Annotated in this window: 26 protein-coding genes and 1 tRNA gene; 11 read left to right on the forward strand and 16 right to left on the reverse strand. The window is 62.3% G+C overall.

Annotation, left to right across the window (positions count from 1 at the left end; genetic code table 11):
* From mlaD to murA, 8 genes are all read left to right on the forward strand, one after another.
* Nucleotides 1-454 (forward strand): outer membrane lipid asymmetry maintenance protein MlaD (gene mlaD / locus JNK99_RS13840; protein ID WP_291854080.1); only part of this gene is annotated, 454 nt, incomplete at its 5' end.
* A gap of 64 nt (nucleotides 455-518) precedes the next feature.
* Nucleotides 519-1,193 carry a VacJ family lipoprotein gene (locus JNK99_RS13845; RefSeq protein WP_291854082.1) on the forward strand — a complete coding sequence of 225 codons (675 nt, stop codon included), beginning with the start codon at nucleotides 519-521 and terminating at the stop codon, nucleotides 1,191-1,193.
* Between the two features lie 62 nt (nucleotides 1,194-1,255).
* The gene (locus JNK99_RS13850) at nucleotides 1,256-1,876 is read left to right on the forward strand and encodes a phospholipid-binding protein MlaC (protein ID WP_291854084.1); all 621 of its coding nucleotides are present in this window, start codon (nucleotides 1,256-1,258) and stop codon (nucleotides 1,874-1,876) included.
* Nucleotides 1,873-2,166, forward strand: a complete 294-nt coding sequence (locus JNK99_RS13855; protein WP_291854086.1) for an STAS domain-containing protein — start codon at nucleotides 1,873-1,875, stop codon at nucleotides 2,164-2,166. Before JNK99_RS13850 ends, JNK99_RS13855 begins: the two co-directional genes overlap by 4 nt.
* A gap of 33 nt (nucleotides 2,167-2,199) precedes the next feature.
* Nucleotides 2,200-3,108, forward strand: coding sequence for an ABC transporter ATP-binding protein (locus JNK99_RS13860; RefSeq protein ID WP_291854088.1), 909 nt, complete (start codon nucleotides 2,200-2,202; stop codon nucleotides 3,106-3,108).
* Entirely contained in the window at nucleotides 3,108-3,860 is a 753-nt protein-coding gene (locus JNK99_RS13865; protein WP_291854126.1) for an ABC transporter permease, read from the forward strand. Before JNK99_RS13860 ends, JNK99_RS13865 begins: the two co-directional genes overlap by 1 nt.
* Nucleotides 3,861-3,863: 3 nt before the next feature.
* Entirely contained in the window at nucleotides 3,864-4,109 is a 246-nt protein-coding gene (locus JNK99_RS13870) for a BolA family protein (protein ID WP_291854090.1), read from the forward strand.
* Complete coding sequence (murA, locus tag JNK99_RS13875) at nucleotides 4,102-5,367, forward strand: UDP-N-acetylglucosamine 1-carboxyvinyltransferase (RefSeq protein WP_291854092.1); 1,266 nt, start codon at nucleotides 4,102-4,104, stop codon at nucleotides 5,365-5,367. The genes JNK99_RS13870 and murA overlap by 8 nt, the downstream gene beginning before the upstream one ends.
* A 103-nt stretch (nucleotides 5,368-5,470) precedes the next feature.
* Here the strand turns inward: murA and JNK99_RS13880 are convergent, their stop codons facing one another.
* From JNK99_RS13880 to JNK99_RS13900, 5 genes are all read right to left on the reverse strand, one after another.
* A complete protein-coding gene (locus JNK99_RS13880; protein ID WP_291854094.1) occupies nucleotides 5,471-5,779 on the reverse strand; it encodes a DUF3579 domain-containing protein in 309 nt (102 codons plus the stop codon).
* 190 nt (nucleotides 5,780-5,969) lie between these two features.
* Nucleotides 5,970-6,044 (reverse strand) — tRNA-Val (locus JNK99_RS13885).
* 312 nt (nucleotides 6,045-6,356) lie between these two features.
* Nucleotides 6,357-7,091 carry a proteasome-type protease gene (locus tag JNK99_RS13890; RefSeq protein WP_291854096.1) on the reverse strand — a complete coding sequence of 245 codons (735 nt, stop codon included), beginning with the start codon at nucleotides 7,089-7,091 and terminating at the stop codon, nucleotides 6,357-6,359.
* 80 nt (nucleotides 7,092-7,171) lie between these two features.
* A complete protein-coding gene (locus JNK99_RS13895; protein ID WP_291854098.1) occupies nucleotides 7,172-8,107 on the reverse strand; it encodes an alpha-E domain-containing protein in 936 nt (311 codons plus the stop codon).
* A gap of 18 nt (nucleotides 8,108-8,125) precedes the next feature.
* Nucleotides 8,126-9,544 (reverse strand): circularly permuted type 2 ATP-grasp protein, encoded by a 1,419-nt coding sequence (locus tag JNK99_RS13900; protein ID WP_291854100.1) that lies wholly within the window; start codon nucleotides 9,542-9,544, stop codon nucleotides 8,126-8,128.
* Between the two features lie 357 nt (nucleotides 9,545-9,901).
* Between JNK99_RS13900 and cptA the strand changes: the two genes are divergently transcribed.
* Nucleotides 9,902-11,626: a phosphoethanolamine transferase CptA gene (gene cptA, locus JNK99_RS13905; protein ID WP_291854102.1), complete on the forward strand. Its 1,725-nt coding sequence runs from the start codon at nucleotides 9,902-9,904 to the stop codon at nucleotides 11,624-11,626.
* A gap of 69 nt (nucleotides 11,627-11,695) precedes the next feature.
* On the opposite strand, the gene JNK99_RS13910 is transcribed toward cptA, so the two are convergent.
* The 5 genes from JNK99_RS13910 to JNK99_RS13930 all read right to left on the reverse strand — a co-directional run bounded on the left by JNK99_RS13910 (nucleotide 11,696) and on the right by JNK99_RS13930 (nucleotide 17,438).
* Nucleotides 11,696-12,502 carry an isocitrate lyase/PEP mutase family protein gene (locus JNK99_RS13910; RefSeq protein WP_291854128.1) on the reverse strand — a complete coding sequence of 269 codons (807 nt, stop codon included), beginning with the start codon at nucleotides 12,500-12,502 and terminating at the stop codon, nucleotides 11,696-11,698.
* Nucleotides 12,503-12,558: 56 nt separating this feature from the next.
* Nucleotides 12,559-12,816 (reverse strand): phosphopantetheine-binding protein, encoded by a 258-nt coding sequence (locus tag JNK99_RS13915; protein ID WP_291854104.1) that lies wholly within the window; start codon nucleotides 12,814-12,816, stop codon nucleotides 12,559-12,561.
* Nucleotides 12,813-14,333: a class I adenylate-forming enzyme family protein gene (locus tag JNK99_RS13920; protein ID WP_291854106.1), complete on the reverse strand. Its 1,521-nt coding sequence runs from the start codon at nucleotides 14,331-14,333 to the stop codon at nucleotides 12,813-12,815. The genes JNK99_RS13915 and JNK99_RS13920 overlap by 4 nt, the downstream gene beginning before the upstream one ends.
* Nucleotides 14,334-14,356: 23 nt before the next feature.
* Nucleotides 14,357-15,598, reverse strand: a complete 1,242-nt coding sequence (locus tag JNK99_RS13925; RefSeq protein WP_291854108.1) for a hypothetical protein — start codon at nucleotides 15,596-15,598, stop codon at nucleotides 14,357-14,359.
* Between the two features lie 316 nt (nucleotides 15,599-15,914).
* Nucleotides 15,915-17,438 (reverse strand): helicase HerA-like domain-containing protein, encoded by a 1,524-nt coding sequence (locus tag JNK99_RS13930; protein ID WP_291854110.1) that lies wholly within the window; start codon nucleotides 17,436-17,438, stop codon nucleotides 15,915-15,917.
* A gap of 141 nt (nucleotides 17,439-17,579) precedes the next feature.
* Between JNK99_RS13930 and JNK99_RS13935 the strand changes: the two genes are divergently transcribed.
* Nucleotides 17,580-18,305, forward strand: coding sequence for a YebC/PmpR family DNA-binding transcriptional regulator (locus JNK99_RS13935; protein WP_291854112.1), 726 nt, complete (start codon nucleotides 17,580-17,582; stop codon nucleotides 18,303-18,305).
* A 42-nt stretch (nucleotides 18,306-18,347) separates the two neighbouring features.
* Here the strand turns inward: JNK99_RS13935 and JNK99_RS13940 are convergent, their stop codons facing one another.
* From JNK99_RS13940 to JNK99_RS13965, 6 genes are all read right to left on the reverse strand, one after another.
* Nucleotides 18,348-19,781, reverse strand: coding sequence for an FkbM family methyltransferase (locus JNK99_RS13940; protein ID WP_291854113.1), 1,434 nt, complete (start codon nucleotides 19,779-19,781; stop codon nucleotides 18,348-18,350).
* 19 nt (nucleotides 19,782-19,800) lie between these two features.
* Nucleotides 19,801-21,759: a tetratricopeptide repeat protein gene (locus tag JNK99_RS13945; protein WP_291854114.1), complete on the reverse strand. Its 1,959-nt coding sequence runs from the start codon at nucleotides 21,757-21,759 to the stop codon at nucleotides 19,801-19,803.
* 74 nt (nucleotides 21,760-21,833) lie between these two features.
* Nucleotides 21,834-22,730, reverse strand: coding sequence for an ABC transporter ATP-binding protein (locus tag JNK99_RS13950; RefSeq protein WP_291854116.1), 897 nt, complete (start codon nucleotides 22,728-22,730; stop codon nucleotides 21,834-21,836).
* Nucleotides 22,727-23,569 carry a hypothetical protein gene (locus JNK99_RS13955; RefSeq protein WP_291854118.1) on the reverse strand — a complete coding sequence of 281 codons (843 nt, stop codon included), beginning with the start codon at nucleotides 23,567-23,569 and terminating at the stop codon, nucleotides 22,727-22,729. Before JNK99_RS13955 ends, JNK99_RS13950 begins: the two co-directional genes overlap by 4 nt.
* Nucleotides 23,566-24,369 carry an ABC transporter permease subunit gene (locus JNK99_RS13960; RefSeq protein WP_291854120.1) on the reverse strand — a complete coding sequence of 268 codons (804 nt, stop codon included), beginning with the start codon at nucleotides 24,367-24,369 and terminating at the stop codon, nucleotides 23,566-23,568. The genes JNK99_RS13955 and JNK99_RS13960 overlap by 4 nt, the downstream gene beginning before the upstream one ends.
* Before the next feature lie 477 nt (nucleotides 24,370-24,846).
* Nucleotides 24,847-25,029 carry a prepilin-type N-terminal cleavage/methylation domain-containing protein gene (locus JNK99_RS13965; protein WP_291854122.1) on the reverse strand — a complete coding sequence of 61 codons (183 nt, stop codon included), beginning with the start codon at nucleotides 25,027-25,029 and terminating at the stop codon, nucleotides 24,847-24,849.
* A 414-nt stretch (nucleotides 25,030-25,443) separates the two neighbouring features.
* Between JNK99_RS13965 and JNK99_RS13970 the strand changes: the two genes are divergently transcribed.
* Entirely contained in the window at nucleotides 25,444-26,277 is an 834-nt protein-coding gene (locus tag JNK99_RS13970) for an FkbM family methyltransferase (protein WP_291854124.1), read from the forward strand.
* Nucleotides 26,278-26,573: the final 296 nt, after the last annotated feature.

The raw sequence follows: 26,573 nt of genomic DNA on the forward strand, positions 1-26,573 counted from the left end.
CGACCTGTGGGTCGGCGTTTTCGTTGCTTTGGGCCTCGCTGCGGTGCTCTTCCTGGCACTGAAGGTCGGCAACCTCTCGGCGGCCAACTTTGCGGAGACGTACCCACTTTCGGCCAAGTTTGTTAACATCGGTGGTCTGAAGGTGCGTGCTCCGGTGAAGAGTGCGGGCGTCGTCGTCGGGCGGGTCACCGAGATCCGTTTCGACCCCGAGTCCTATGAGGCGGTGGTGACCGTCAGCATCGACGGCCGTTACCGTTTCCCCAGGGATACCTTTGCATTGATCCTGACCGCCGGCCTGCTCGGCGAGCAGTACATCGGCCTCGATCCGGGAGGCGACGAGACGATGCTCAAATCCGGTGACGCAATCGCCAAGACGCAATCGGCGGTGGTGCTGGAAAAACTGATCAGTCAGTTCATGTTCAACAAGGCGTCCGAAGGACAAAGCGACAAATAGAAGGGAGAACCCAGTGAAAAGACCTCTTTCAAGGCACGCCTCTTGCTTAGCTTGTGCCGCGGCGATGATTGCTGCCAGCGGCTGCGCGACGACCGCGAACAACCCGAAAGACCCGTACGAAGGTTTCAACCGCGCGATGTTCGCCGTCAATGAAGGTCTCGATGTGGTCATCAAGCCAGTGGCACAGGGCTACGACGCTGCCGCGCCGCTGCCGCTGAAGGTGGCGATCGGCAACTTTTTCGGCAACGTCTGGGACGCCTGGACAGCCGTCAACAATTTCCTGCAGGGCAAGGGTCAGGAGGGCATGTCGGATGTTGGTCGGGTGCTGATCAACAGTACCATCGGCATCGGCGGCGCATTCGACATCGCCGGCGAAATCGGGCTCACCAAGCACCAGGAGGACTTTGGCCAGACGCTCGCCAGATGGGGGGTCGGCGACGGCCCCTACTTCTACTGGCCAATCATCGGGCCGCGGACGACGCGCGACACCTTTGGCTGGATGGTGGACGTCTATATCGACCCCGTCTGGCGGGTCGACAACATGGCTCTGCGCAACAGCCTCGTGGCAACGCGCTACATCGACGTGCGCGCCAGCCTTCTGCCGTCCGACAAGGTGGTCGACGAGGCCGCTTTCGACAAGTACGACTACGTCCGGAATGCCTATCTGCAACATCGGCGCAGCGAGATTTTTGACGGGCAACTGCCGCACGAGGTCATTGTCGACGAACCGGCGAAATAGGCAGATCCGCCAGTCACCCCCCCACCAACCCGAGCCCGGAAACCCTATTTCAGGTAACGCCCATGAAGTCCCTTCGCTCCCTCCTGTTTGGTCTGTTCATCGTTCTGGCTCCGGCCACCGCCGCCGCACAGGAACTGGCGCCCGATGCCATGGTTCGGCAGGTGACGGAAGATGTGTTGACCGTCGTTCGCCAGGACAAGGACATCCAGAATGGCAACACGCGCAAGGCGATGGACCTGGTCGAGACCAAGGTCCTGCCGTATTTCAACTTCCAGCACATGACGGCGCTGGCTGTCGGGCGTGACTGGAACAGGGCGACAGCGGAACAGAAGAAACGCCTGACGGAAGAGTTCAAGACGCTGCTGGTGCGCACCTACTCGAATGCGCTGACCTCCTACAAGAACCAGAAGCTGGTTTACAAGCCGAGCAAGATTCAGCCTGAAGACAGCAACGTGTTGGTGAGGACCGAGGTCGTGCAACCCGGCAACAAGGCGGTGCAACTCGATTACGCACTGGAGAAGCTGGGCGATGGCTGGAAGGTATACGACGTGATCGTTGCCGGCGTCAGTCTGGTCACCAACTACCGCGACACCTTCAGCCAGGAAGTGCGCAACAATGGCATCGATGGCCTGATCAGCATGCTGGCCAATCGCAACAAGCAACTCGAAGCCGGCAAGAAATGATCGAACGGGTCGAGGACGGGCTGCGCGTCACCGTGGCGATGGTGATCGCCAACGCTCGCCCCCTGCTCGAAGCGGGACGCAGCGGCCTGTGTGCAGGCCACGCCACCGACCTGCTACGGGTCGACCTGGCGGGGGTTGGCGAAGTGGACTCGTCGGCGTTGGGCGTCGTGTTTGCCTGGCTGCGCACGGCCGCCGAGCGCAGCCAGGCACTGCGCATCGTCAACCCGCCGGCAAGTCTGATCAGCCTGGCAGCGCTTTACGGCGTTTCCGAACTGCTCCCGCTCGCCTGACCGGGGCCACCGGTCGCTGTCGGCCCCCATCCCATGAGCATCGCCGTTGCGATCGATCGCGTCGAGAAGCGTTTCGCTTCGCTGCAGGCGCTCGCCGGCGTTTCGCTGCAGATCGCCGAGGGCGAGTTCTTTGGTCTGCTTGGGCCAAACGGTGCCGGCAAGACGACGCTGATCTCATGCCTTGCCGGTCTGGCCCGGCCAGATGCCGGCAGCCTGACGGTCATGGGTCACGATGTCGTTGGCGACTACCGTGCGGCACGTCGTCTGCTGGGCGTCGTACCGCAGGAACTGGTGTTCGATCCCTTCTTTTCGGTGCGCGAAACGCTGCGCATCCAGTCAGGTTACTTCGGAATCCGCCGCAACGACGACTGGATCGACGAAATTCTCGCCAACCTCGATCTGACGAGCAAGGCGGACACGAACATGCGGCGTCTGTCAGGCGGCATGAAACGACGGGTACTGGTTGCCCAGGCGCTGGTGCACAAGCCGCCGGTCATCGTACTCGATGAACCGACAGCCGGAGTGGACGTCGAGTTGCGACAGGGCCTATGGCAGTTTGTCCGGCGCCTCAATCGCGACGGGCATACGGTGATCCTGACCACGCACTATCTCGAGGAGGCAGAAGCATTGTGCGGACGGATTGCCATGCTCAAGCAGGGCAGGGTCGTCGCCCTCGATTCGACCAGCAACCTGCTGGCGCGCTTCGCGGGACAAACGCTGAGCGTGCGCCTGGCCGCCCCTGCCGCCCTGCCGCCCATGCTGCGCGCCCGGGCGACGGAGAACGACGGGACATGGATTTTCCATCTCGCCGGGCTGCACGAGATCGAGCCGTTGCTGGCCACCTTGCGCGAGGCGGGCTGCCACATCGATGACCTGCGTCTGACCCAGACCGACCTCGAGGACGTCTTCCTCGGCGTCATGACGAGCGACAGGGCAGCGTGATGCTGGGCTTCCGGACTCTGCTCTACAAGGAGGTGTTACGCTTCTGGAAGGTCAGCTTTCAGACCGTGGCAGCGCCGGTGCTGACGGCCATGCTCTACCTGATGATCTTCTCGCATGTGCTCGAAGCGCACGTGCAGGTACACGGCGTCCCCTATGCCGCCTTTCTGATCCCTGGCCTGGTCATGATGTCGGCCCTGCAGAATGCATTTGCCAACAGCTCATCGAGTCTGATTCAGTCCAAGGTGACCGGCAGCGTTGTTTTTGTTCTGCTGCCGCCGATCTCCTACGGCGAGTTCTTTCTCGCCTATGTCGTCGCCGCCATGCTGCGCGGCGTGATGGTTGGCGCTGGCGTCCTGCTGGTGACGAGCTGGTTTGCGCTACCTCAGATGCAGTCCCCGCTGTGGGTTCTGACGTTCATCGTCCTGGGCGGCGGAATCATGGGGGCTCTGGGTACGGTGGCCGGTATCTGGGCCGACAAGTTCGACCAACTGGCCGGTTTCCAGAACTTTCTCGTCATGCCGCTGACCATGCTGTCCGGCGTTTTCTACTCGATTCATTCACTGCCCGACTTCTGGCAACAAATCTCACATTTCAACCCTGTGTTCTATATGATCGACGGCTTTCGCTTCGGCTTTTTCGGCGTCTCGGACGTGGCGCCGGAAACCAGCCTGGCGGTCGTCGGCACGAGTTTCGCGCTGGTATCGGCAGCCACCCTGCTGCTCCTCCGGAGCGGCTACAAACTGAGATCCTGAATCATGATGCACCCTGAACAAATCCGGCAACTGATCGCCGAAGGCCTGCCTTGCGAACACCTGCAGGTGACCGGCGACGGCCACCACTTCGAAGCGCTGATCGTCAGTAGCTCCTTCGTCGGCAAGAGCCGCGTGCAGCGCCAGCAACTGGTCAACCAGATCCTCCATGCGCATTTCAACAGCGGTGAATTGCACGCCCTGTCGATGAAAACGCAGACGCCTGAAGAATGGGGTGCGGCACGTGGATAAGTTGCTCATTCGGGGCGGCCGGCCGCTCGCCGGTGAAATAGCCATTTCCGGCGCCAAGAACGCGGCCCTGCCCATTCTCTGCGCCAGCCTGCTCTCGGCCGATCCGCTGCAACTGACCAACGTGCCGCGACTGCGGGATGTGTCGACCATGTTGCGCCTGATCGAGCAAATGGGGGTCAAGGTGGCGCACGAGGGTAGCGACGGCGTACTGCTTGACAGTCACGGCCTCGACAACCCGCTCGCCCCCTACGACATGGTCAAGACCATGCGTGCTTCGATCCTGGTACTCGGCCCATTGCTGGCGCGTCATGGTGAAGCCCGGGTGTCGCTTCCGGGCGGCTGTGCGATTGGCGCAAGACCGGTCGAACAGCACACCCGAGGCCTGCAGGCGATGGGTGCCGAGATTCAGGTCGAACATGGTTACATTCATGCGCGGCTGGGCGCAGGCAGGCGCCGCCTCAAGGGTGCCCGCATCGTGACCGACATGGTCACCGTCACCGGCACCGAGAACCTGATGATGGCGGCCGTCCTGGCCGACGGAGACACGACCATCGAGAACGCGGCACGCGAACCGGAGGTGGTCGATCTGGCCAACTGCCTCATCTCGATGGGCGCCCGGATCTCGGGAGCCGGCAGCGACAAGATCCGCATCCGCGGCGTCGAGCGCCTGCACGCTGCGACGCATGCGGTCATGGCCGACCGCATCGAAACCGGCACCTATCTCTGCGCAGCGGCCGCCACCGGCGGTGACATTCGCCTGACCGGGACCTCGGCAGCCTATCTCGACGCGGTGGTGGACAAGCTGCTCGACGCGGGCTGCGAGATCGTAGCCGAACGCGAGGCGATCCGCCTCAAGGCACCGCCCCGGCTCAAGGCGGTCAGCGTTCGCACCTCGCCCTACCCGGCCTTCCCGACCGACATGCAGGCGCAGTTCATGGCGGTCAACTGCGTTGCCGAGGGGTCGGCGGTGATCCGCGAAACGATTTTCGAGAATCGCTTCATGCATGCCGTCGAACTGATCCGCCTGGGCGCCGACATCAAGATCGACGCCAGCAACGCGATGGTTACCGGTGTCGAGCGTCTTGACGGCGCCACGGTGATGGCCACCGACCTGCGTGCATCGGCCAGTCTGGTCATCGCCGGGCTGGTGGCGCAGGGTGAAACGCTGATCGAGCGGATCTATCATCTCGACCGGGGTTATGAAGGGATCGAGCAGAAACTCGGTCGGCTCGGCGCGCAGGTGAGAAGAATCCGTTGAAACCTGTCGCCTGAACTGCCGTCAGCAGCGCCGACGCTTCGCGGAGGCTGACGGAGCGCCCGGCACAGCGCGGCGTGGTGAGCGGAAACCGCGAGACGAGCCGTTATGCCGACCTGCCAGGAGCGCCGGGCGTCGCGACGTCCTGTATCAGTTGCAGGTCGTTATCCTGGGCAAAGTGAAGTACGAAACGATAGGCCATCGGCTCCACCTCGTACAGCCGCCCATCGACGAAAACGGCCTTCTCCCCCTGGTAAGTTCGCGGGCCGACGTAGGGCGAGTAGCGCATTCTCTTCTCGGCGCCAAAAGCCGACAGCACACCACAGAGGCGCTCGGCCCAGTCGCTCGGGCGGAACTTCTTGCCTGCGATGGTCAGACCGACGATTATGAAAGATGAATGCGGCGTAGTGGTCATGGCTCGGTGATGTCGTAGCGAGGTGAACCGAGAATTGCTCTCTTGGGGGCCGTTGAACGCCTGCCTGCAGGTTCGACGGGCCGATTCTAACAGAAAGATGGCGGCTTTGCCGGGTCTTGCAGCGACCGCCGGGAGCCATTCCGAGCACAAGCAGCCGTCAAACTGTTCACGGCTGCTCGAAAGCGTGGGGTGGTGGGCGATAGTGGGTTCGAACCACTGACTTCCACCGTGTGAAGGTGGCACTCTACCACTGAGTTAATCGCCCGATTTTCTGTCGCTTCGTGGTCTGTCGCCGATCAAAGCATCCGGCATTGTGACCGTTGCTGCTCGGCTGCTGCATCCAGGCTTCCGCACCCGTGCCACCAAGGGCGGCGAATGCACCGGCGCGACTGCCGCGCCGGCAGCGTATGAATGCAGTCGAGCATGCCCGAAGAAGGCGCGATTACACCACAAGTCGACGGCCTGGTCAATGCGATGCCTGACCCTGACGGATCCAGGGTAACGGATGACAACCCGGCAGATGACGCGGCGCGACGCCACCAGACGCTCCGCCTTCCAGGGCATGGGCCATGGCCCTTCAGAAGCTGGCCCAGTCGGGACCGGGCAACTCGGTGAACGCCTGACGCAGGCGCTCACCCCACAGCGTGCGGATCTGGTTGAAGTAGGCGTTCTGCGGACCGATGGTGAAATGGTCGCGAACGCGCAAGGCGTCGCGCTCGTAGATCAGCAGATCAAGCGGCATGCCGACCGACAGGTTCGAACGGATCGTCGAGTCCATCGAAATGAGCGCACACTTGGCGGCTTCCTCGAAGCTGCTGCGTCGAGTCACGACGCGGTCGATGATCGGCTTGCCGTACTTTGACTCGCCAATCTGGAAATACGGTGTGTCCTCGCTGGCTTCGATGAAGTTGCCTGCCGCGTAGATGCTGAACAGACGCGGTTCTTCGCCGGCAATCTGCCCGCCAAAGATGATCGAGGCGTTGAATTCGATGCCGAACTCCCGCAAGGCCGCCGCATCGCGCTGGTATACCTCACGTACCACGCCGCCTATGTGGCGGGCAGCCTCGAAGAGATTGGGCAGATTGTAAAGATTCTCCTGGTCGTCCCGACCGAGGCGTTCGCGCAGAATGTTGACCACCGATTGGCTGACCGACAGGTTGCCAGCGGTCATCAGCACCAGAACCCGCTCGCCGGCACGCTCGATGACCGACATCTTGCGAAAGGTATTGATGTGATCGACACCGGCGTTGGTGCGTGAATCGGAGAGGAAAACCAGCCCGGCATCCAGTCGCATGGCAACGCAATAGGTCATTCGGTGCTCCGGGACGAGTTCGGGGATCGGCGCACGACAGCCCCGGTGCGCCCGGCGGATGCAGCGGCCATCGAAGCCGCTCAGGCAGCGATCAGGAAGTCGCGACTGATCCCGTCGCCGAGTTCGTAGATGCGATCCATGAAATCGGTCAGGTACTCATGCAGTCCGCCGGCAAAGACATCGTCGATGCGCGCGAAGTGCAGCCGGGCATGCAGAACGCCGGCCTGGCGCTCGGTTTCCGCTGAGGCAGCGTTGGCGATGAGTTGCAGCATGCGGACGATCCCGTCGGCACAGGCGTGCAGCGATCGCGGGAGATCCATGCGCAGGATCAGCAGCTCGGCAACGCGGGCCGGAGTGATCGCGTCACGATAGACCTTGCGATAGACCTGAAATGCCGAGAGCGAACGGAGCAGGGCTCCCCAGCGGTAAAAGTCGCTGGCTCCCTCGTCGTCACTCTGGCGCAGGATGTGATACTGCATGTCCAGGATGCGGGCCGTGTTGTCGCCGCGCTCGAGCAATCCGCCCAGGCGGATGAAATGCAGGGCATCGTCCTTGAGCATGGTGCCGAAGGTCACGCCGCGCGTCACCGCCGAGCGCAGCTTGACCCAGTCAAAGAACTCGCTGATCCCGCGCGCCAGAATCTGTTCGAAAGTCTGCTGCCGCAATTCGATCCAGGTGGCGTTGACGCTTTCCCACATCTCGGCGGTCAGGGTGCCGCGCACGGCGTGTGCATTCTCGCGCGCGGCGCGCAGGCAACTGTAGATCGACGACGGGTTGGCAGGATCGGCAACCATGAAGCGCAACACATTGTCGACATTGACCTCACAATAGGTCTCGGCAAAGGCCGACTCGAGGCTGTTGAGCGCAAGGATGGCGCGCCAGTTCTCGTTCTGCGCGGCCAGCGACTGTGGCACCAGCGACATCTGGTAGGACACGTCGAGCAGACGCGCCAGGTTCTCGGCGCGCTCGGTGTAACGCGCCAGCCAGTAAAGGTGGTCAGCAGTGCGGCTCAACATCTCGGTTCTCCGTCCATCTCAGTTTTCCAACACCCAGGTGTCCTTGGTTCCCCCACCCTGCGACGAGTTCACCACCAGCGACCCGGCGCGCAGCGCGACTCGCGTCAGCCCGCCAGGCACCATGCCAATGCCGCGCTTGCCCGACAGCACGAAGGGACGCAGATCCAGATGGCGCGGAGCGATCCCCGACTCGACGAAGGTCGGACAGTTGGAGAGCGCCAGGGTGGGTTGCGCAATGTACTTCTCCGGCGCAGCGACAATGCGGGCGCGGAAGTCCTCGATTTCCACCCGGGTCGACGCCGGCCCGACCAGCATGCCATAGCCACCCGCCCCATGAACTTCCTTGACCACCAGTTCGGACAGATGCTCCAGCACGTAGCGCAGGTCGTCCGGCTTGCGCAGCATCCAGGTCGGCACATTGTTCAGCGTCGGCTCCTCGCCGAGGTAGAAGCGGACCATCTCCGGCACGTAGGGATAGATCGACTTGTCATCGGCCACTCCGGTACCGATCGCATTCGCCAGGGTGACGTGACCCGCACGATAGGCGGAAAGCAGCCCCGGAACGCCGAGCATCGAGTCTTTGTTGAACACCAGCGGGTCCAGGAAATCATCGTCCAGGCGGCGATAGATCACGTCGACCCGTTGTGGTCCCTGTGTCGTGCGCATGAACACCGTCTCGTCCTTGACGAACAGATCCCTGCCCTCGACCAGCTCGATACCCATTTGCTGCGCCAGGAAGGTGTGCTCGAAATAGGCGCTGTTGTAGGCGCCAGGCGTCAGTAGCACGACCGTCGGATTGACGACGCCTTTCGGCGCCACCGTACGCAGATTTTCGAGCAGCAGGTCGGGATAGTGCTGTACCGGTGCAATCAGGTGCCTGGAAAAAAGTTCCGGGAAGAGCCGCATCATCATCTTGCGGTCCTCGATCATGTAGGAGACGCCTGACGGAACCCGCAGATTGTCTTCCAGGACGTAGGACTCGCCCGCCCCGGCACGCACGATGTCGACCCCGGCGATGTGCGCGTAGATGCCGGACGGAACCTCGACACCGATCATCTCGCGACGAAACTGCGAATTGTCGAGCACCTGCTCTGCCGGAATGCGTCCTGCCTTGATGATCGCCTGCTCGTGGTAGATGTCGTGCAGAAAAGCATTCAGCGCCTGCACGCGCTGTCGCAAACCAGCCTCCAGCGCCTGCCATTCAGGCGCCGGGATGATGCGCGGAATGATATCGAAGGGGATCAGGCGTTCGGTGCCGGCCTCCTCCCCGTAAACGGCAAAGGTGATCCCCACCCGGTGAAAGGCCGTGTCCGCCTCCGCCCGCTTGCGCTCCAGCCGCTCGGCCGGCATGCTCGCCAACCATTCGGCAAAGGCCTGGTAGTGCGGCCGCAGCATCCCGGCCGGATCGTACATCTCGTTGTAGAAATCTGCGCTCATGGGGCTCACCGCCAGTATAGGTTTCCTCGACAGAAGCAGAAAGCGTGCCAATGAAGCAAAGCCAGCGAACGTCCGCGCGACGCGCCAGGATCCACGCCCTTCATGCCAGCCAATGGTGCGGGACCGCACGTTCGCGCACGCTCGCGGTGCATGCGCGACACGCTGCCCTCGAGGTCGGAACCGATTGGCTCAGGGTACACTCTTCCCCGGATCCTGCCAACAACGAGCATCCGCAGGCTACGCCGAGAGGCCGCTCGCGGTGTTTGCGTTACAATGCACAGCCTGTCCGTCGAGAGCGGCTGGCAGACGGAACCCCGCTCTGGCGGGCTCGATCAGGGCGGCGAAGGAAGAAACGACATGGCTTTTGCGATACCGACCGGCGACTCAGTGCGGCCAACCGACTGGGCCGGCCTGGGCTGGCTGTTCCTCTTTTTCTGGTATTTCCCGGGAATCAATCAACTGCTCCTGCTGACCACCGGCTTCGTCGGGTCGGTCCCCTTGCGCCAGTCGCTAGTCTTCAGCCTGCTCTGGCTGGTACCGGTGATGATCTTCCCGCGCATGACCAGACCCTTCGCGGCAGTGATCGGCGTGATCCTCTGGTTTTTTTCGCTTTTCGGCCTGTTCTTCTACTTCATCTACCAGCAGGAATTCTCGCAAAGTGTCATTTTCATCATTTTCGAATCGAATGAGACAGAGGCCAGCGAATACGCCGCCCAGTATTTCGCCTGGTGGATGATTCCCGCCCTGCTGGCGTACACCACCGGCGCCGTGCTCCTCTGGAAACGCCTCCGCCCGGTCTTTCTCTCCGGCAGGCACACCTGGGGCTTCACGGCAGCGGTGACGGTGCTGCTTTTCATCTTTCCCATCGGCAAAGCGATCGCCAACAAGGGCGCCAGTTTGCTCACGGTACAAGGCGTACTGGAAAAGAACATGGGACCGGTGATCCCCTGGCAGATGCCGGTCGCCTATATCCAGTACCGGGAACAGTTGGCCAGCATGCAGGCACTGCTCGAGGACAATGCCAGACTACCGCCGCTGGCCAATCTGCGCGATGCCCACGCCGGACAACCTTCGACGCTGGTCCTCGTCATCGGCGAATCGACCAACCGGCAGCACATGAGTCTGTACGGATATGCCCGGCCGACCACCCCGAAACTGGACGCCATGCGCGATCAGTTGCTGGTGTTCAACAATGTGGTCTCGCCGCGCCCCTACACCATCGAGGTGCTGCAGCAGGCCTTGACCTTCGCGGATCAGGAGCACCCCAACCTGTACCTGACGCGTCCGTCCCTGATGAACATGATGAAACAGGCCGGTTACAAGTCTTACTGGATCACCAATCAGCAGACACTCACCAAGCGCAACACCATGCTGACCACCTTCTCCAAACAGACGGAGGAACAGTTTTACCTCAATCACAACCGCTCCCAGAACTCGCCGCAGTATGACGGCGCCGTCCTCGAGCCGTTTCAGCAGATCCTGCGCGACCCGGCGCCGCGCAAGTTCATCGTGGTGCACCTCCTGGGCACCCACTCCAAGTACCATTTCCGCTTCCCGCCCGAGTATGAGCAGTTCAGCGGCCGGAAGGGACTGCCGACGACCCTCGATGACAATCAGGTCGAGGTGGTCAACGACTATGACAACGCCGTTCTCTACAACGATTACGTGGTGTCCAGCCTGATTGCCAGCCTGTCACAGGCCAGCCCGCACGCCATGCTGGTTTACTTTTCCGATCACGGTGAGGATGTCTTCGATTCCGCGGGGCACAAGGTCTTCGGCCGCATCGAGGACACGCCGACGCTGCCCATGTACGCCATTCCCTTCCTCGTCTGGATGTCCGACGGGTGGCGCAGCGAGCGACCGCTGAACTATTCGCGGGAGACCCTCGACCGGCATTACAGCACCTCCCATTTCATCCACACCTGGGCTGAGCTGGCCGGCCTGACCTTCGACGACTTCGAAGCCAGCAAGAGTCTGGTGAACAAGGCTTTCAAGGAGCGCCCCCTGTTGGTGGGCAACCCCTACAAGCCAAAATCGATGACCGACCTGAGAGCGCAGATGCCGGCGGCCGAAGGCCGCTAGCGACACCGCGTCCCGGCTACGTCCCGGCTACGTCTCGGCCATGCCCGGCAGACCCGTTGCCGGGACGCTTCACGGGCGGCTGTCCCGGCGTTCGAGGTTGTCGGTCAGCACGCGATTGCAGTCGCGAACGCCAATCGTGTTGCCCGCCAGGGTGCCATCGCGCGCCTGCAGGTCGGCCATCGCGTTTTCGATCGCCGCCTGCGCGGAGAACAGGCAAGGCGTGCTGTAGATCGCCATTTTCACCCCGGCGTCGTGCAGTTCGCCCAGGGTGCAGGGCGGCGACTTGCCACCGGCAATCTGATTGAAACAGAACGGCCGATCCACCTCCTTCGACAGCCGACGCACGATGTCCAGGGTTGGCAGACCATCGATCAGCACGGCATCGGCACCCGCCTCGGCAAAAGCCTTCACCCGGCGAACCATGTCGTCCTGATCGGCCGTATCGGTACGTGCGACGACCACCAGATCGCGACGGGTCGCCAGTACCATGCGCAGCTTGGCCAGGTACTCGTCGAGTTCCATGATCTGCTTGCCCTCGAAGTGTCCACAGCGGCGCGGCCGCTTCTGGTCCTCGAGCACTACCCCCGAAGCGCCGGCCGATTCGAGCACCGAAACCACATGACAGGCAACGTCCGGGTCGCAATAGCCGTCGTCGATGTCGACCAGCAGGTTGTGCGCCGGGAGCACCGTGCGCAGACGCTGCACAAATGCCAGGATGTCGGTCCAGGTGACGAAACCGATGTCCGGCAGACCGTAGTTGCTGGCCGCAAAACCGAAGCCGCTGACGAACAGGCTGTCGAAATGGCGCCCGGCAACCGATGCCGAAAAAACATCGTAGACGCCAATGAACGGCAGGACGCGTTCGTGGCTGGCCATCGCCAGCCTGAGCCGCTGGCCGGCCGACGTGCTCTTGGGTGCTGTTTCATTTCCCATCAACGGGTCTCCTCAATCAGATCCAGGATACTCGCCATCGAGGCGAGGCGGTCGGGGTCGAAGCCGCGCGCGGCAAAATCGATCCCGTAGGTTTCCTCCAGATACAGCACGATCTGGACCAGCGCCAGCGAGTCGATCAGCCCCGAACTGACGAGGCCGTCACTTTGGCCGAGACTCTCCAGCGGCCTGCCCGGCTTCTGGATCGTGCGCAGGAACTGCTCCAGGTGCTGCCGCCACTGCTGCCGGTCACCGTTCATTGCGCGGCTCCTCCGGCAAGGATGCGTCCCAGATCCAGGGCCGGCAGATCGGCACAGGCCGCCTTCACGGCGTCGCGATTGATCTTGCCACGCGACGTTCTCGGAATTTCGTCGATCACCCACCAGCGCACCGGCATCTTCGGTTCGGCGAGGTGTTGTTTCATCCACTCGTACAACCCGCGCAGGGTGGCGTCATCCTGCCTGGTCATCACCACGGCCATCCCCACCACCTGCCCGTAAAGGGCATCATCAAGCGCAAAGGTGCACACGTCGCTGGCAGACTCGAATCGTTCGACGACCGCATCGACATCGGCCGGATAGATCTTCATGCCGCCCTTGTTGATTTCGTCGCGCTCGCGGCCACGCAGCACCAGCCGGCCCTGCTCGTCGATCAGGCCGATGTCGCCGGTCAGGAACCAGCCGTCCACCACCGCCAGTTCCGTCAGATCGTCACGCTGGAAGTAGCCCTTCATCAAGGCCGGCGTATTCAGCCAGACAAAACCCGACTCGCCGACTGCGCACTCGTCTTCCGCGCTGAGCGGGCGAGCGGTGTCGGACGTACGCAGCACCTTGATCAGGGCACCCCAGCCTTCGCCGATCAGGCCGTCCTCAGCCGGACAATCGGCATTGGCCAATCCGGCCACCCAGCTACCGGTCTCGGTAATGCCATAGGAGTTGCACACCTGACGTGCCCCGGTCCACTTGCGGATGTCGTTCCAGGCGCCGGCCGACAGTGGCGCCGAGCCGCAATGCACGCGCTGCAGGGTGCCGCCCTGCGGTGGCCGCGAGAGCTTGAGGGCCAGCTTCCACACGGCCGGCACCGACGACATGAAGGTGATCCGATGGTCGTCCAGGAAGCTGCCGAGGCGCATGATGATGTCGGGACGGAACGGCGGCGTGATGAACAGATCCTGTCCGGACAACCAGGGGAACAGGCAGTTGCAGATCAGACCGTGACCGAAGTGGGTCGGCAACAGGCACAGGGTCCGCGCAAAGGCCTCGGTACCGAGAGCTTCGTGCAGGCTGATCCAGCGCGCCCGGAGCGAGCGATGCGTATGCACCACGCCTTTCGGAGCGCCGGTCGATCCCGAGGTAAACAGGATCAACGCATCGTCATCCAGGCGACTCAGGCCAGCCGCCGCCTCCTGGGTGCCGGTGTCACAGGTGTCGACCACGCCGACCCCAACCTCCGACAAGCTCTCGATGACGCGGCGGTCGGTTTCGTCGTCAACCACGGCAATGCGCGGGTCCGCCGCGGTGACCAGCGTCTGCACCTCGAATGGCGTGAGGCGCGCGTCGATCGGTACCGCACAGGCACCCAGACGCCAGATGGCAAGCAGCTCGGCAAAGAACTCGAGGCGATTGCCGAAGGGCAGAAACACCCGGTCTCCCCTCGCCAGGCCACGCGACTGGAAACGCCCCACACGCAATGCCACCTGGCGATTGATCTCCTGGCGTGGCCAGCTTCGGCCGCTGAGCGGCTCGCTAAGATTCCCAACATTCAGATCGACGAACATGTCTCCACCACCCCTGAAAAAAATCAACTCAGGCCAAACAGGCCCAGGAAAAAATCCACCCTGGCCAGGAAGGACGCACCACTCCTGACATTCCAGATAAAGATCAAGCTGAAGAAAGTCCATACTCCGGCGATGCGCAGCAGACGCCGCGCCGGACCACCGGCCGCTGCCTGCCCGCCGCGGCGCTGCGCGCGCGCCATCGACAGGTAGATGCCGAGCACGAGCAGCAGGCAATAGAACATCCGGCAGCGCAACTGGTACAGCGCGCCGAATACGTCGCCGAGGACGAGCCGCGTCTCATACTGCAGCAGATGGTAGTACACGTTGCCGACGAAGGCAGCGGCGAAAACAGCGAGAAAGAGTCGCAGTTGCGGCCGCTTCCGCAACACGCCACCGAGCTGTGCAAAGGTGGGCATGAAGAAGAAATTGACCAGCAATTCCTTGAAATAATAGTAATAGCGATTCCAGAACTCGACGATCGACTCGGCGAGCAGCGGTTTGTAGGTGTTGCGAAAGACATTGAAGCCAAACAAACGCAGGATGCCGATGATGCGATGGCCGGCAATGGCATGCTCGAGCACCTGCCAGACCATCTCGCAGTAGATGCTCGCCCACGCCATCAGCAGGGGTGCCTGCCCCCCCTCGTACACCAGTTCGCGCAGCCTGGGAACACCGACCGTCCGTCCCCCCAATCTGCCTGTCAGCCAGTCGCCGGGCCCATACAGAAGCGCTTCCATCAAGTCCTGCAGCAGCCGCCACAGCAGGCACAGGAAGAGCAACTTGAGGCCGGCCAACTGCGACCGGGCCAGTTCCTCCGGCGTTTTCGCTTCGCAACGCGACAAATAGGCCAGGCCCTTGCCGTACGGCGTGTTGGACCCGCCATAGACCGGCCACAGGGTCAACAAGTGGTCCAGGAAGGTGGTACCCTGAATCCTGCCGTGCTGCCCGGCCAGCAACACATAGCCGCACCGCCAGATCAGGAACGGAAAAATGATCCCCACCCCGAGCAGTACCGACCGCCACAGGCCGGCTGCCGGCGAACTGTTCCAGAGGATGGCCAAAACGCCCCAATAGAGCAGATGGAGGGTCAGGATCGGGTGTCGGCGCACCGCCGCAGGCAGGGCGGCAAAACTCGCGGCGGCTTTGTAGCAAAACCAGAGGAAAGCGAACAGAACCACGATGACCAGCGCGCCACCCAGCCCGTCAGTCGGCACTGGTAGCTCGCTGGCTTGCGCCAGATCCTTCAGCGGGCGCCTGAAACCCACCCATACGGCCAAGACAGCCAGAATCAACCGGCGCCTGGTTGGTGTAAGCCATTCCAGGAGGCGCCTCAGGCGCGCGCACCACCAGGCAATCACCACGGGATTTTCGTGAAACTGCGAAAGGCGGCTCAATTTCATGCGATCGGGAACTTACCGCCTGGAACTTCGGCTGGTCAGAAAAAAAGCCGTAATCCTAGCATTTCTGCGCCTTCATTCCTATGCACGAGGCGCCTGTACAGCACCATTGGCGCCACAATCCACGTACGGCGACCGGTCGCTTCGCCCGGCAGACGCGCCGCGGGCAAGCGACAGGCACTGGTCAGCGGCGGCGGGAGCCGCCGCCGAGAATTGATCCAAGCACACCACGGATGATTTCGCGGCCAACCTGCGAACCGATGGCGCGCGCAGCGCTCTTGGCCGCCGTCTCGATCACCGAATCGCCACGCCCCCGGCCACCCGCAGACCTTCCGCCAAACAGATCACCCAGGCCGCCCAGCCAGCCGCTGCCGGAAGCGGTGGGATCCGGTTCGCCGCCCGTCCCCGGCGCTCCCCCGCCTGGCTGGGCACTGGCCGGAATCCCCTTGAGCTTCTCGTAGGCCGACTCACGATCGACCGCATTCTCATAGTGCCCGTAGATTGCCGAAGCCTTGATCACCACCTGCCGCTCTTCTGCCGTCTGCGGGCCGATGCGCGATGCCGGAGGCAGGATGAAGGCGCGCTCGACCACGTTTGGGCGGCCCTTCTCGTCGAGGAAGGAGACCAACGCCTCGCCGACACCGAGCTCGGTGATCGCGCTTTCCGCATCGAACTTCGGATTGGCACGCAGGGTCTGCGCCGCCGCCTTGACCGCCTTCTGGTCGCGCGGGGTGAAGGCACGCAGCGCATGCTGCACCCGATTGCCCAGTTGTCCGAGGACGCTATCCGGAATGTCGAGCGGATTCTGGGTGACGAAGTAGATGCCGACCCCCTTCGAGCGGATCAGCCGCACGACCTGTTCGATCTTTTCCAGCAGCGCCGCCGGCGCTTCGCTGAACAGCAGGTGTGCCTCGTCGAAGAAGAAGACCAGTTTTGGCTTCTCGAGGTCCCCGACTTCGGGCAATTGCTCGAACAGTTCGGACAACAGCCAGAGCAGGAAGGTCGAGTAGAGGCGGGGCGAAGCCATCAGCTTCTCGCCGGCGAGAATATTCACCATTCCCTTGCCGTCGTCGGTCTGCATCAGGTCGGCGATATCCAGCATCGGCTCGCCGAAGAACACTTCCCCGCCCTGCTCGCCGAGATTCAGCAGACCACGCTGGATGGCGCCGATCGAAGAAGCCGAGACGTTGCCATACTCGGTGGTGAAGCTTTTCGCATTCTCGCCGACGTGCTGGATCATCGCCCGCAGATCCTTGAGATCGAGCAGCAGAAGACCGTTGTCGTCGGCAATCCTGAAGACCAGTTGCAGCACCCCGGCCTGGGTGTCGTTGAGATTCAGCAGACGGGCGAGCAACACCGGCCCCATGTCCGAGATCGTCGCCCGCACCGGGTGTCCCTGGTTGCCATAAACGTCCCAGAAAGCCACCGGGCACCTGGCCGGGGCATAATCCTCGACGGCCAGCGCCGCGAGGCGTTCCTGCAGTTTGGGTGTGACAGTCCCGGCGGCGGCCAGGCCGGAAAGGTCGCCCTTCACGTCGGCCATGAACACCGGCACACCGATCGCCGAGAAACGCTCGGCCAGCAGTTGCAGCGTGATCGTCTTGCCGGTCCCGGTGGCGCCGGTGATCAGGCCGTGCCGGTTGGCCAGCGCCGGCAACAGCGCCAGTTCGACATCTTCGTGCTTGGCGATGAGAAGGGGTGAGACCATGGTCAACTCCGGGAAGCGATGACAGGGAAAACGGGGCGGCTGCTAGGTGCTAGAATGCAGGGCTTGATTATCGGCCATTTGCGGCTGGTTTTGTTGCCTCCGGCAACACCGCAAAAGCATCGGCATTCGTCAGAGGGCAGCATGGCAGGACACTCCAAATGGGCCAACATCCAGCACCGCAAGGGCAAGCAGGATGAAAAGCGCAGCGCATCATTCTCCAAGATCGCCAAGGAAATCACCGTATCGGCCAGGATGGGCGGCGGCGATCCATCCTTCAACCCGCGTCTGCGCCTGGCCATCGACAAGGGCAAGGGCGTCAACATGCCCAAGGACAAGATCGACAACGCGATCAAGAAGGGAACCGGCGAACTCGAAGGCGTCGATTACGTCGAGGTACGCTACGAAGGCTATGGCATCGGCGGCGCCGCGGTGATCGTCGATTGCCTGACCGACAACCGGACCCGCACCGTTGCCGACGTCCGGCATGCCTTCAACAAGTACGGCGGCAATCTCGGCACGGATGGCTGTGTCGCCTTCCAGTTCAGACACTGCGGACAGCTGCTGTTTGCCCCGGGAACTGACGAAAGCAGCCTGATGGAGGCGGCAATCGACGCGGGGGCCGACGATGTGCTGAGCAACGACGACGGATCGGTGGAAGTGCTGACCGCGCCCAACGACTACATGACGGTCAAGGAGGCACTGGCAGCGGCAGGCTTCACGGCCGAGTATGGCGGGGTGACCATGAAGGCCGAGAACGAAACCGAGCTTGGCGGTGACGAATCGATACGCATGCAGAAGCTGATCGACGTGCTCGAGAGCCTGGACGACGTCCAGGAGGTGTATACCAGCGTGGTGTTCGACGACTGAGTAGCGGCCGGCCAACGGCCAGGCCTCGGTCGCAAGCCCTGCTCAGCCTGACGGGCTGACCGCCGGGCGTTGGGCCAGGCGCTCTTCCAGCAAGCTCAAGCGACGATCCATTTCGCCGCTGCCAAAACCCAGGTCACGAATGATCTGCAAACGCTGCAGGGCGTCGGCCGCCGTATAGAAGGAAGAGAAAGACCCCAGCCGTTCGAGTTCCTCGAGCGCGCCCGCGAGCACCCAGTTGCCGATGGCCTCGCCGGGATCCACGGTGTCGAAGCGTGCCCCCGGAGCGAGAAAAGGTTCGCTGGTGTCGACCTCCTGCTGCTGGAAAATGGCATTGCACAGGTGCGACAGGGCATTCACGGCAATGCCCCTGGCGCCATAGTCCCGCGCTGCACGCGCCAGGCTGGCCAGCCGCAGGCCCGAAGCCTGCCTTTCGCACAAGGCCAGAAAGAGATGGAAACTGGCCTCGAGCGCCAGGAAGCGTTGCCCTGCCGAGAGCGCAGGATCGCGGCTGCGCGCATGGAGGGCGAGCCCCCGCTCGACCTCCTGGCTGCCGCCGGTGGCCGCGGTCTGTGTCCACTCCTCCGCGAGTTGCCAGCCGTAAGGCAGGGCGAGAAGCGTTTTCCGCCAGTGGTACGGACTTTCCGGCCCCTCGTCGGCGGGCGGATGTTTCTTTCGCTGTTCGATCGTGCCCAGGGCTGTCCTTTCGAGCAGAAAGCCACTTGCAGCCAGCCATGCGGCACGCTCCGGCTTGCAGCAGAAGAGGTTGAGCAGGAAACCATCAGGCGGCGACTCTCGATCGAAGGGAAGCAACAGGTCCAGCCCCGGCACCAGGCGATAGGAATCATAGCCCAGGGCAGCAAAAGCCTCGACCAGGCCCATGTGCCATTCGCTCCCCGCCTTGATCTCGTACTGGACCAGGGGCGACAGCCGCGCGAAGAACTGCCTGCCTCCCCTGAGGATGTTGGCCTCTTCCCCTTCGGCATCGATCTTGACGAAATCGATCTCCTGCCAGTTATGGCTCGCTAGGCACTCGTCGAGGGTCGTCAGCGCCACGGTCTCGCTGGTACTCGTCGCCGAGGGCCCATGGACGAGCGCATTCAGCTCCGAATTGTCGTTGAGTGATAGTTGCGCCGTGCCACTGGCCGAGGAGAGAGCGCTCTGCACCAGAACGACCTGCCCGCAGCCATTGGCTGCGATGCCCTGCGCCAGGAGCCGGGCAGTCGCCGATGCCGGCTCGAACGCCCACACCTGGCCGCCTGGTCCGACGACACGTGCCATGCTCAGGGTATAGACGCCGTAGTTGGCGCCGATATCGATCAGCTTTTGCCCCGGTTGCAACAGACGACGCAGGAACTTGATCTCATCCTCGAACCAGTCTTCCTGCTCACGCAGGACGTAGGGCGTAATCAGATCGAGCGAGTCAGGAACCACGATCCTGACCCCGTCGCACATGGTCAGTGTCGTATTTGTGGTCATCGGTCACCGGCCTTTCGCGTCAAGGTGTGGCGGACGGCCAGGGAAGCGCCTCCCTGGTTCCGCGCAACTGCTGGTCCCACATCCGGAAATACACCTCCTCGAGCGAACGCACGAAGCGGGGCATGTCGAACAGCGCACAATGACCCTGCTTCTCGACCAGCCGCGCGCGCAACCCGCCCAAGCGCTGCGGGTCGCCGACGAGCGCCCGCACAAGACGGTAGTACTCGTCGGTGGAATGGGTGACCAGTTCATCCAGTCCTGCGGCGCGCAGCACGCTGGCGCCGACGCGCCCGGGAAAGGTGTCGCCGAGCAGCGCGACCATCGGAACGCCGGCCCACAACACGTCGATCCCCGTCGAATGCGAGTTGTAGGGAAAGGGATCGAGTGCCAGATCGGCCAGTTGCAGGCGTGAAAGATGTTCGGCGCGTGCGTCGACGCGCGGCGCGAACACCAGCCGTGCCGGATCGACAGCGCGATTCCCGGCTTCCTTGCGCAGACGTTCGACGGCCGACCCGCCAGGCTCGCTCAACCACAGGCAACTGCCTTCCAGCTCGCGCAGCAAGCGGCACCAGAGATCGAAGACCTGCGGGTTGAACTTGTAACTGTTGTTGAACGAACAGAAAACGAAGCCCTCCTCGGGCAATCCGGCGTCGCGCCGCGACGGCGGTGGACCAAGGACGATCGTGCTGTCGGCCGGGAGATAGCAGGACGGGAGCTGGGCAATCTTCTCGGTGTAATACGGTGCATCCTGCAGTGGGGTGACCACCGGATCACCGAGCAGATAATCGGCCAGTTTGCCGTGTCCGATGGTCCCCGCGTAGCCCAGCCAGTTCACCTGCAGCGGCGCCGGGCGCAGCGCCAGCACCTCGGGACGGCCATCCGCCGTCCAGCCATGCAGATCGACCAGGATGTCGATTCCGTCGGCACGAATGCGATCGGCAGTCTCCGTCACGCTGTACTCGATCACCTCCACGAAATGATCGAAGGCGGTGCGCAGACGCCGCAGGATGTCGCTCTGGTCATCAAACCCCATCGAGTAGGCGAAAACCTCGATTCGCGACCGGTCATGCAGTTCGATCACCTGTGGAATGACGTGCCCGACCGGGTGATTCCGGTAATCGGCAGACAAGTAGCCGATACGCAGGCGTCCGTGCTGCAGTTGCCTTTCCTTGTGCTCCGACCAATCGGGTTCGGCAGCATCAAGCAGGCTTTCCCTGATGTTCCGTCGAAGATAATTGGCCGCCACGCGCCCCTGTTCCTGCACAGTCACCTGGGGAAATGCGAGGACAACGAAGGGATTGTCCGTGAGCGACTGGTAGTCGGAGCTGAGAAGCCGCAGTTGGCGAAGCCTCTCATCGAGCTCGTCCCAGTCGCAACGTTTGAGGCTGGCGCGCAGAAGCTGCGAGAGGATCGACGCATTGTTCGGCTCGTTCTTCCACAGCTCGTTGAGGCAGACCCACGCTTCATCGCTACGACCGCTGTTGATCAGCGCATAGGCCAACTGCTCTATAGCGTCGACGTAATCGCCAGGATGGCATTCGATCGCTTTCAGCAGATAGTCCACAGCCTCGTTCCAGCGGTGCATGCGCACCAGGGCGACGCCGTAGTTCTTGAGCACTTCCGGGTCATCCGGCTTGAGTTCGATCGAACGGCTGAAACACTCCAGCGACTCATCCCAGCGCATCAACGAGGACAACACGATGCCCAGGTTGTTGTGCAGTTCGGGATCGCCCGGGGTCAGCGCGACGGAGAAACGGAGGACCGGCAGTGCGTCATCATGGCGATCCTGACCGATCAGGGCGAAACCCAATGCTTTCAGGGCAAGTTGGTTGGTCGGGCTGCGTAGAATCCGGTTGGCAGCCACTTCTGCGTCCGCATAGCGCGAAGCCTCCACCAAACCCATCAGGAGTCTGGACTCTGCACTTGGCGGAGCGACCTTGATGCCGCCCGCTGGCGATTTCGTGCGCGAACTCTTCATCTACTCCCAATCCTCCAAATATCGCCAGCTCCCCCGACAGGGCCAGACAGGCAAGAACGGGACGCGTGCAGCAGTCAGGACTGTCCCACGGCATGCATGAACGCCACCTCGAGCGACAGCGTCGGACGCACCTCGAGCAACACATGCCCGGCCTGGCGCAGCGCGTCGAGCCGCATCCACAACTCGTCGCGAGGCACCTCGCCAATCCACCGGCCGGCAAAATCCTCGCGCATTCCCGTGACGGCCACCGAACCGAAGCTGCGGACCAGCACCACTTCCTTGTCGCCACCGAGCTCCGCCGGCGCGCGTACCGCCCGCAGCACGCCCTCGTGAATCAGGCCAAAGCGATCGGCCAGCCGCTCGACATCATGGAGCACATGCGAGGTAAAAAAAAGCGTGCCGCCGCCACGTTTGTACTCGGACAGGATCTCGACCACGTCGCGCCGGCCAATCGGGTCGAGGCCGGATAGCGGCTCGTCGAGCACCAGCAGCCGAGGCTGGAGGCACAGCGCCTGGGCAATGGCGACTCGCTGCGTCATCCCCTTGGAGAACGAACGGATCGGCTTGCCGGCAACAGCCGCGAGCCCCAAGCGCTCCAGCCACTGCTCACAGTGTCGCTCGATACCATCCACCCTGACCCGGTGCAATCTCATACCCATTGCCAGGATTTCCAGCGGCGTCAGGTAATCGTAGAGATAGGGGTTCTCCGGCACATAACCCAGACCGCGACGCGCGCGTGGCTCCTCGACCGGTACGTCAAATAGGCGAGCACTACCGCCGTCGGCTCTGATCAGGCCCATGAGAATCTTGATCGCGGTGCTCTTGCCCGCGCCATTCGCCCCGATGAAGCCGAAGGCTTCGCCCGCCTCGATCACCATGGACACGCCGCGCAGCGCGGGCAGCGAAATCGTTCTCCATTTCTGACGATAGGACTTGCTGAGCCCTTCGACGACTATCGCGGCAAGCGTCATTTGCTTACGGCAGGCGAAGAACCGAGGATCGGCCAACCTGAACTGTCGAGACCAAAACCATAACCCAGGGGGTCCTGGGGAATTGCTGCGAGCAAACCCGCGGTCACCAGGTCATCGAGCCGCTCCACCCCTTTTCCGTAGCGCTCACGGTACTGCGTCACCGCATCCTGCAGATGCTGGAGATCGCGCAGGCGAGCCGCCCTCACCTGCAGATACCTGCGAAAGTTTCCCGGCGGCGAATCCTCCGCGATCGCCTCCACCATTCCGGCCGCAGTGCCCGTCTGGTAGCCCTTCTCGATCCAGACCGCAGCGAGATTCTGGAGCGCCCACTGATCCTGAACGTCGGTCGCTCGTGGCACCCCGGAGAGCAAGAGCTTGGCTCCGGTCGCCGGATCGCGGCGAAAATGATAGTGCAGAAAGCCATAATGAAAAAGCGGATACCAGTCGAAGGTGCGCGCTTCGGAGGCCTTGCGCAACACGTACTGCGCGGCGTCCACCTGACCATTCCACGGCAGGATCGCCGCCGCGATGTAAAAGTTGTCCTCGTGCACGGGGTTGAACCATGCGATATCACTCTGCAACCTCGCCTGCACCGCGTAGTCGGCTGCATCCATGCGCTCGGTGTCGGCGACCAGGACGCGAAAACCGGCGAGATTGGCGGCCAGATAGCGATCGCCCCCGGCCATCAGGACCTGGGCGAAACGGGGTAGCGAAATCAGGAGTTCAGGCTGCGCGTGAGCCCCGGGAAGACCGTAGAGACGGTTCTGGGCGAAGCCATAGGCGCAAAGCGAGAGGACTGCAGCCAGCCAGAGGCCGGACTCGACTCGACGGCCTTTCACGAAAACTCCCTGCGTGCAAAGAGCAGGCTGGCACAGACCAATAGCAAGGCAATGTAGGACCACGCCATGATCGCCGACCAGAAAATCGTCTCGCACCCCGGCGGCAAGCCGTACATCGCCCACTCGCGCCAGTCGAGCCGTGACAGATCGGGCACCACCCAGCGGATCAGTTCAATGACGGGCTGGTAAATGCCGAGTAGCTGCTGGTCACCATCAGCCCCCCGGGCAAAGTAATCGAGGGTTGCCCCCAACGCCTTGCCCGCAACCGCAAAGCTGGCCCCCAAAGCCAGTGGCAGAACCGACACAGTCGACAATGAAGCGACACAGATGGAAAAAGCTCCCACCACAGCAGCGTCGAGCGCCAGGCCTGCTACCGTAGCCCAGAAAGGAAGGCCGAGATCGACCGCGAATTCCTGCTGGTAGCCACTGCCCGCCAGCAACACGGCGAGCAGCAGCAGAAAACCGAGGAGCACGGTGGCAAGCAGCGAGAGCACCAGCATGGCCAGAAACCGCCCGGTCAGGAAAGCCGTGCGTGAAACCGGATAAGCCAGAGAGAAGAGAATGACCCGACGATCGATCTCGCGAGCCACCAAGTCCTGCACCCAGAACAGATTCATCAGGATCAGCGAGAAACGGACACCGGAGAAGCCGACATCCAACGCCACGGTCTGCGGCTGCCGTGGAGAGAAGAATCCGGAAAGGTAGGCAATCGCGATCATCAGCACGCCGAGGACGAGAACCGCCTGGAAACTCTTTCCTCGCAGTCCGGAGCGAATCCCGGAAGACATGAACTCTAGCATGATGCGGCAGCCACAAAAAAAGCGAGCGGCCGATCCGGCACGCCCGCTTTCCCAGACGGTGACGAGACTCAGGAGGAAGCTGCCGCGCCTCGCGCGGTATTCGCATCGTTGGCAACACACGCACCACCGGCGGCGGCGGCGGCACAATCCGAGTATCTCGCCACAGCGCCGCCAACGCTCGAGCCATTGAAGCTCGACTTGCCCTTGGACGATGCCGCGCCAACCCTGAAGAGAAGCGCACTCTCATCATTCCCCGTCAGAAACACGTTTGCCGAACATTTCGGCCTGAACCCCACCTTGACGAAAGACGTGGACCCGCCTGCGCTAGCGCTGACCGCCGCGTTGGTAGCCACATTGGGTGCATTGCAGAAGGCTGACGATGCGGCATGCGCTGGAAAGCTGGCGGCCGCTGCTGCTGCCAGAACCGAGCCAAGAATCACTTTTTTCATGACGTTCCTCCAAACAGGACTAATGGGTTTACTGGGTAGAGCTCGCGATCGCGGTCGTCAGAAGGTTCTTCGCATCGGCCTGAGCAGACTTGTCTTCGCCCTTCTTGGTGTACTCGCTGAACTGCGGGATGGCGATCGCCGCCAGAATCCCGATGATCGCGACAACGATCATCAGCTCGATCAGGGTAAAACCCTTTTGCAGCTTTTTCATGAGATTGAACTCCTTCACGGTGAGTGCAACGGACGATCCGTCGCAGACACACGAGCAAGCTCCATGCCAGCTTGCCAGGACCCAGGAACCTCGGCTGACCGGTGGGTTTCTGGCGGCGGACTGCCCATTCGCGGCACCCGACTGCCAAGGATCGTCACCCCAAGACAGACGGGTACCCGCCAAATCATGAGCCAGGAGGCGGATTTACAACCACGCACGGTGGGCTGAAGCATCTCGGCACGCGCTTATCCGCCCAGCGCACCGCCCACGAAGTTCCCGCCAGGCGGTTCTGCTTGCCCTACAATCTCACCCGGCGGACTACCCTGACAACCCGTCGCAACGCGAGGTCCCGACGCGCCACCATGGTCCAATGGTGACTGGGACGTTTCAGCTCATCCTGGGAGGAAGGCTGCCATGTGGAGTCTCAAGGAGCTTCTCACTGACGTTTCCCTGATCAGTATTGTCGATATCGGGGCCGCGCTCGGCGAGACTCCACCTTATCAACCAATGGTCGATGCGGGCTGGGCAAGAGTGATTGGCTTTGAGCCCGACCCGGTTGAGTGTGAGCGGCTCAACAATACCTTTGGCTCGCCCCACCGCTTCTTCCCCTGCTTCGTCGCCGACGGTCGACCGTCGGTTTTCCATGAAACGAACTGGGTTTTGACAGGTTCCCTGTTTCATCCGAACTCCCCATTGCTCGAGCACTTCCAGAATCTCGCGGAGGTCGTCACGCCGGTGGCCGAGCATCCCGTCGACACGGTCAGGCTGGATGACATCGACGAGATTGACGACGTTGACTTCTTCAAGATCGATGTTCAGGGGGGTGAACTGGCCGTCTTCCAGAACGCGCAGCGCATTCTTGCCGATACCCTGGTCATTCAGACGGAAGTCGAGTTCGTTGAACTCTATGAGAAGCAACCCCTCTTTGCCGATGTCGATCGCTTCTTGCGTGCCAACGGCTTCCAGTTCCACACTTTCAACGGCTTCGGCATGCGCGCCTTCAAACCGCTGATCCCTGCCGACGACATCAATCAGGGATTCCGCCAGTTCCTTTGGTCGGACGCCATTTACGTTCGCGACTGGATGAAACTGGACGCACTTTCGCAACGCAAGCTGCAGACCTACGCCCTGCTCGCGCACGATCTGCTGGGGTCCTACGACCTGGCGCATCTGGTTCTCGGCGCGCTGGACAAGAAGACTGGCGGGAATCTGGCGTCGGCCTATCTCGATCGCCTGATTGCCGAGTGACGGGCAGGAGCGTGGCGCTGACCAGCTTCCGGCAGACGGGTTGGCATCTGATGAACCGACGCTCGAGCCGCATCGCCCTTACCACCCATCACTTTTAATGTAATCTCTCATTATTATGAGGCAACACATTGAGAGACGATGGGAAAGACAGATAAGTTAGCGGACGAGGTACGGTTTGGTCTGGAAGAGGCCCTCCCTGGGATGCGCAAGACGATCCTGAAAAAGCTACCGCTAGCGGTGGCGGCGATGATTCAGGCGCGCACACCGAACACGATGGAATTGTCGACGCTACTGGC

This window comes from Accumulibacter sp., assembly GCF_016789985.1.
Lineage (GTDB): Bacteria > Pseudomonadota > Gammaproteobacteria > Burkholderiales > Rhodocyclaceae > Accumulibacter.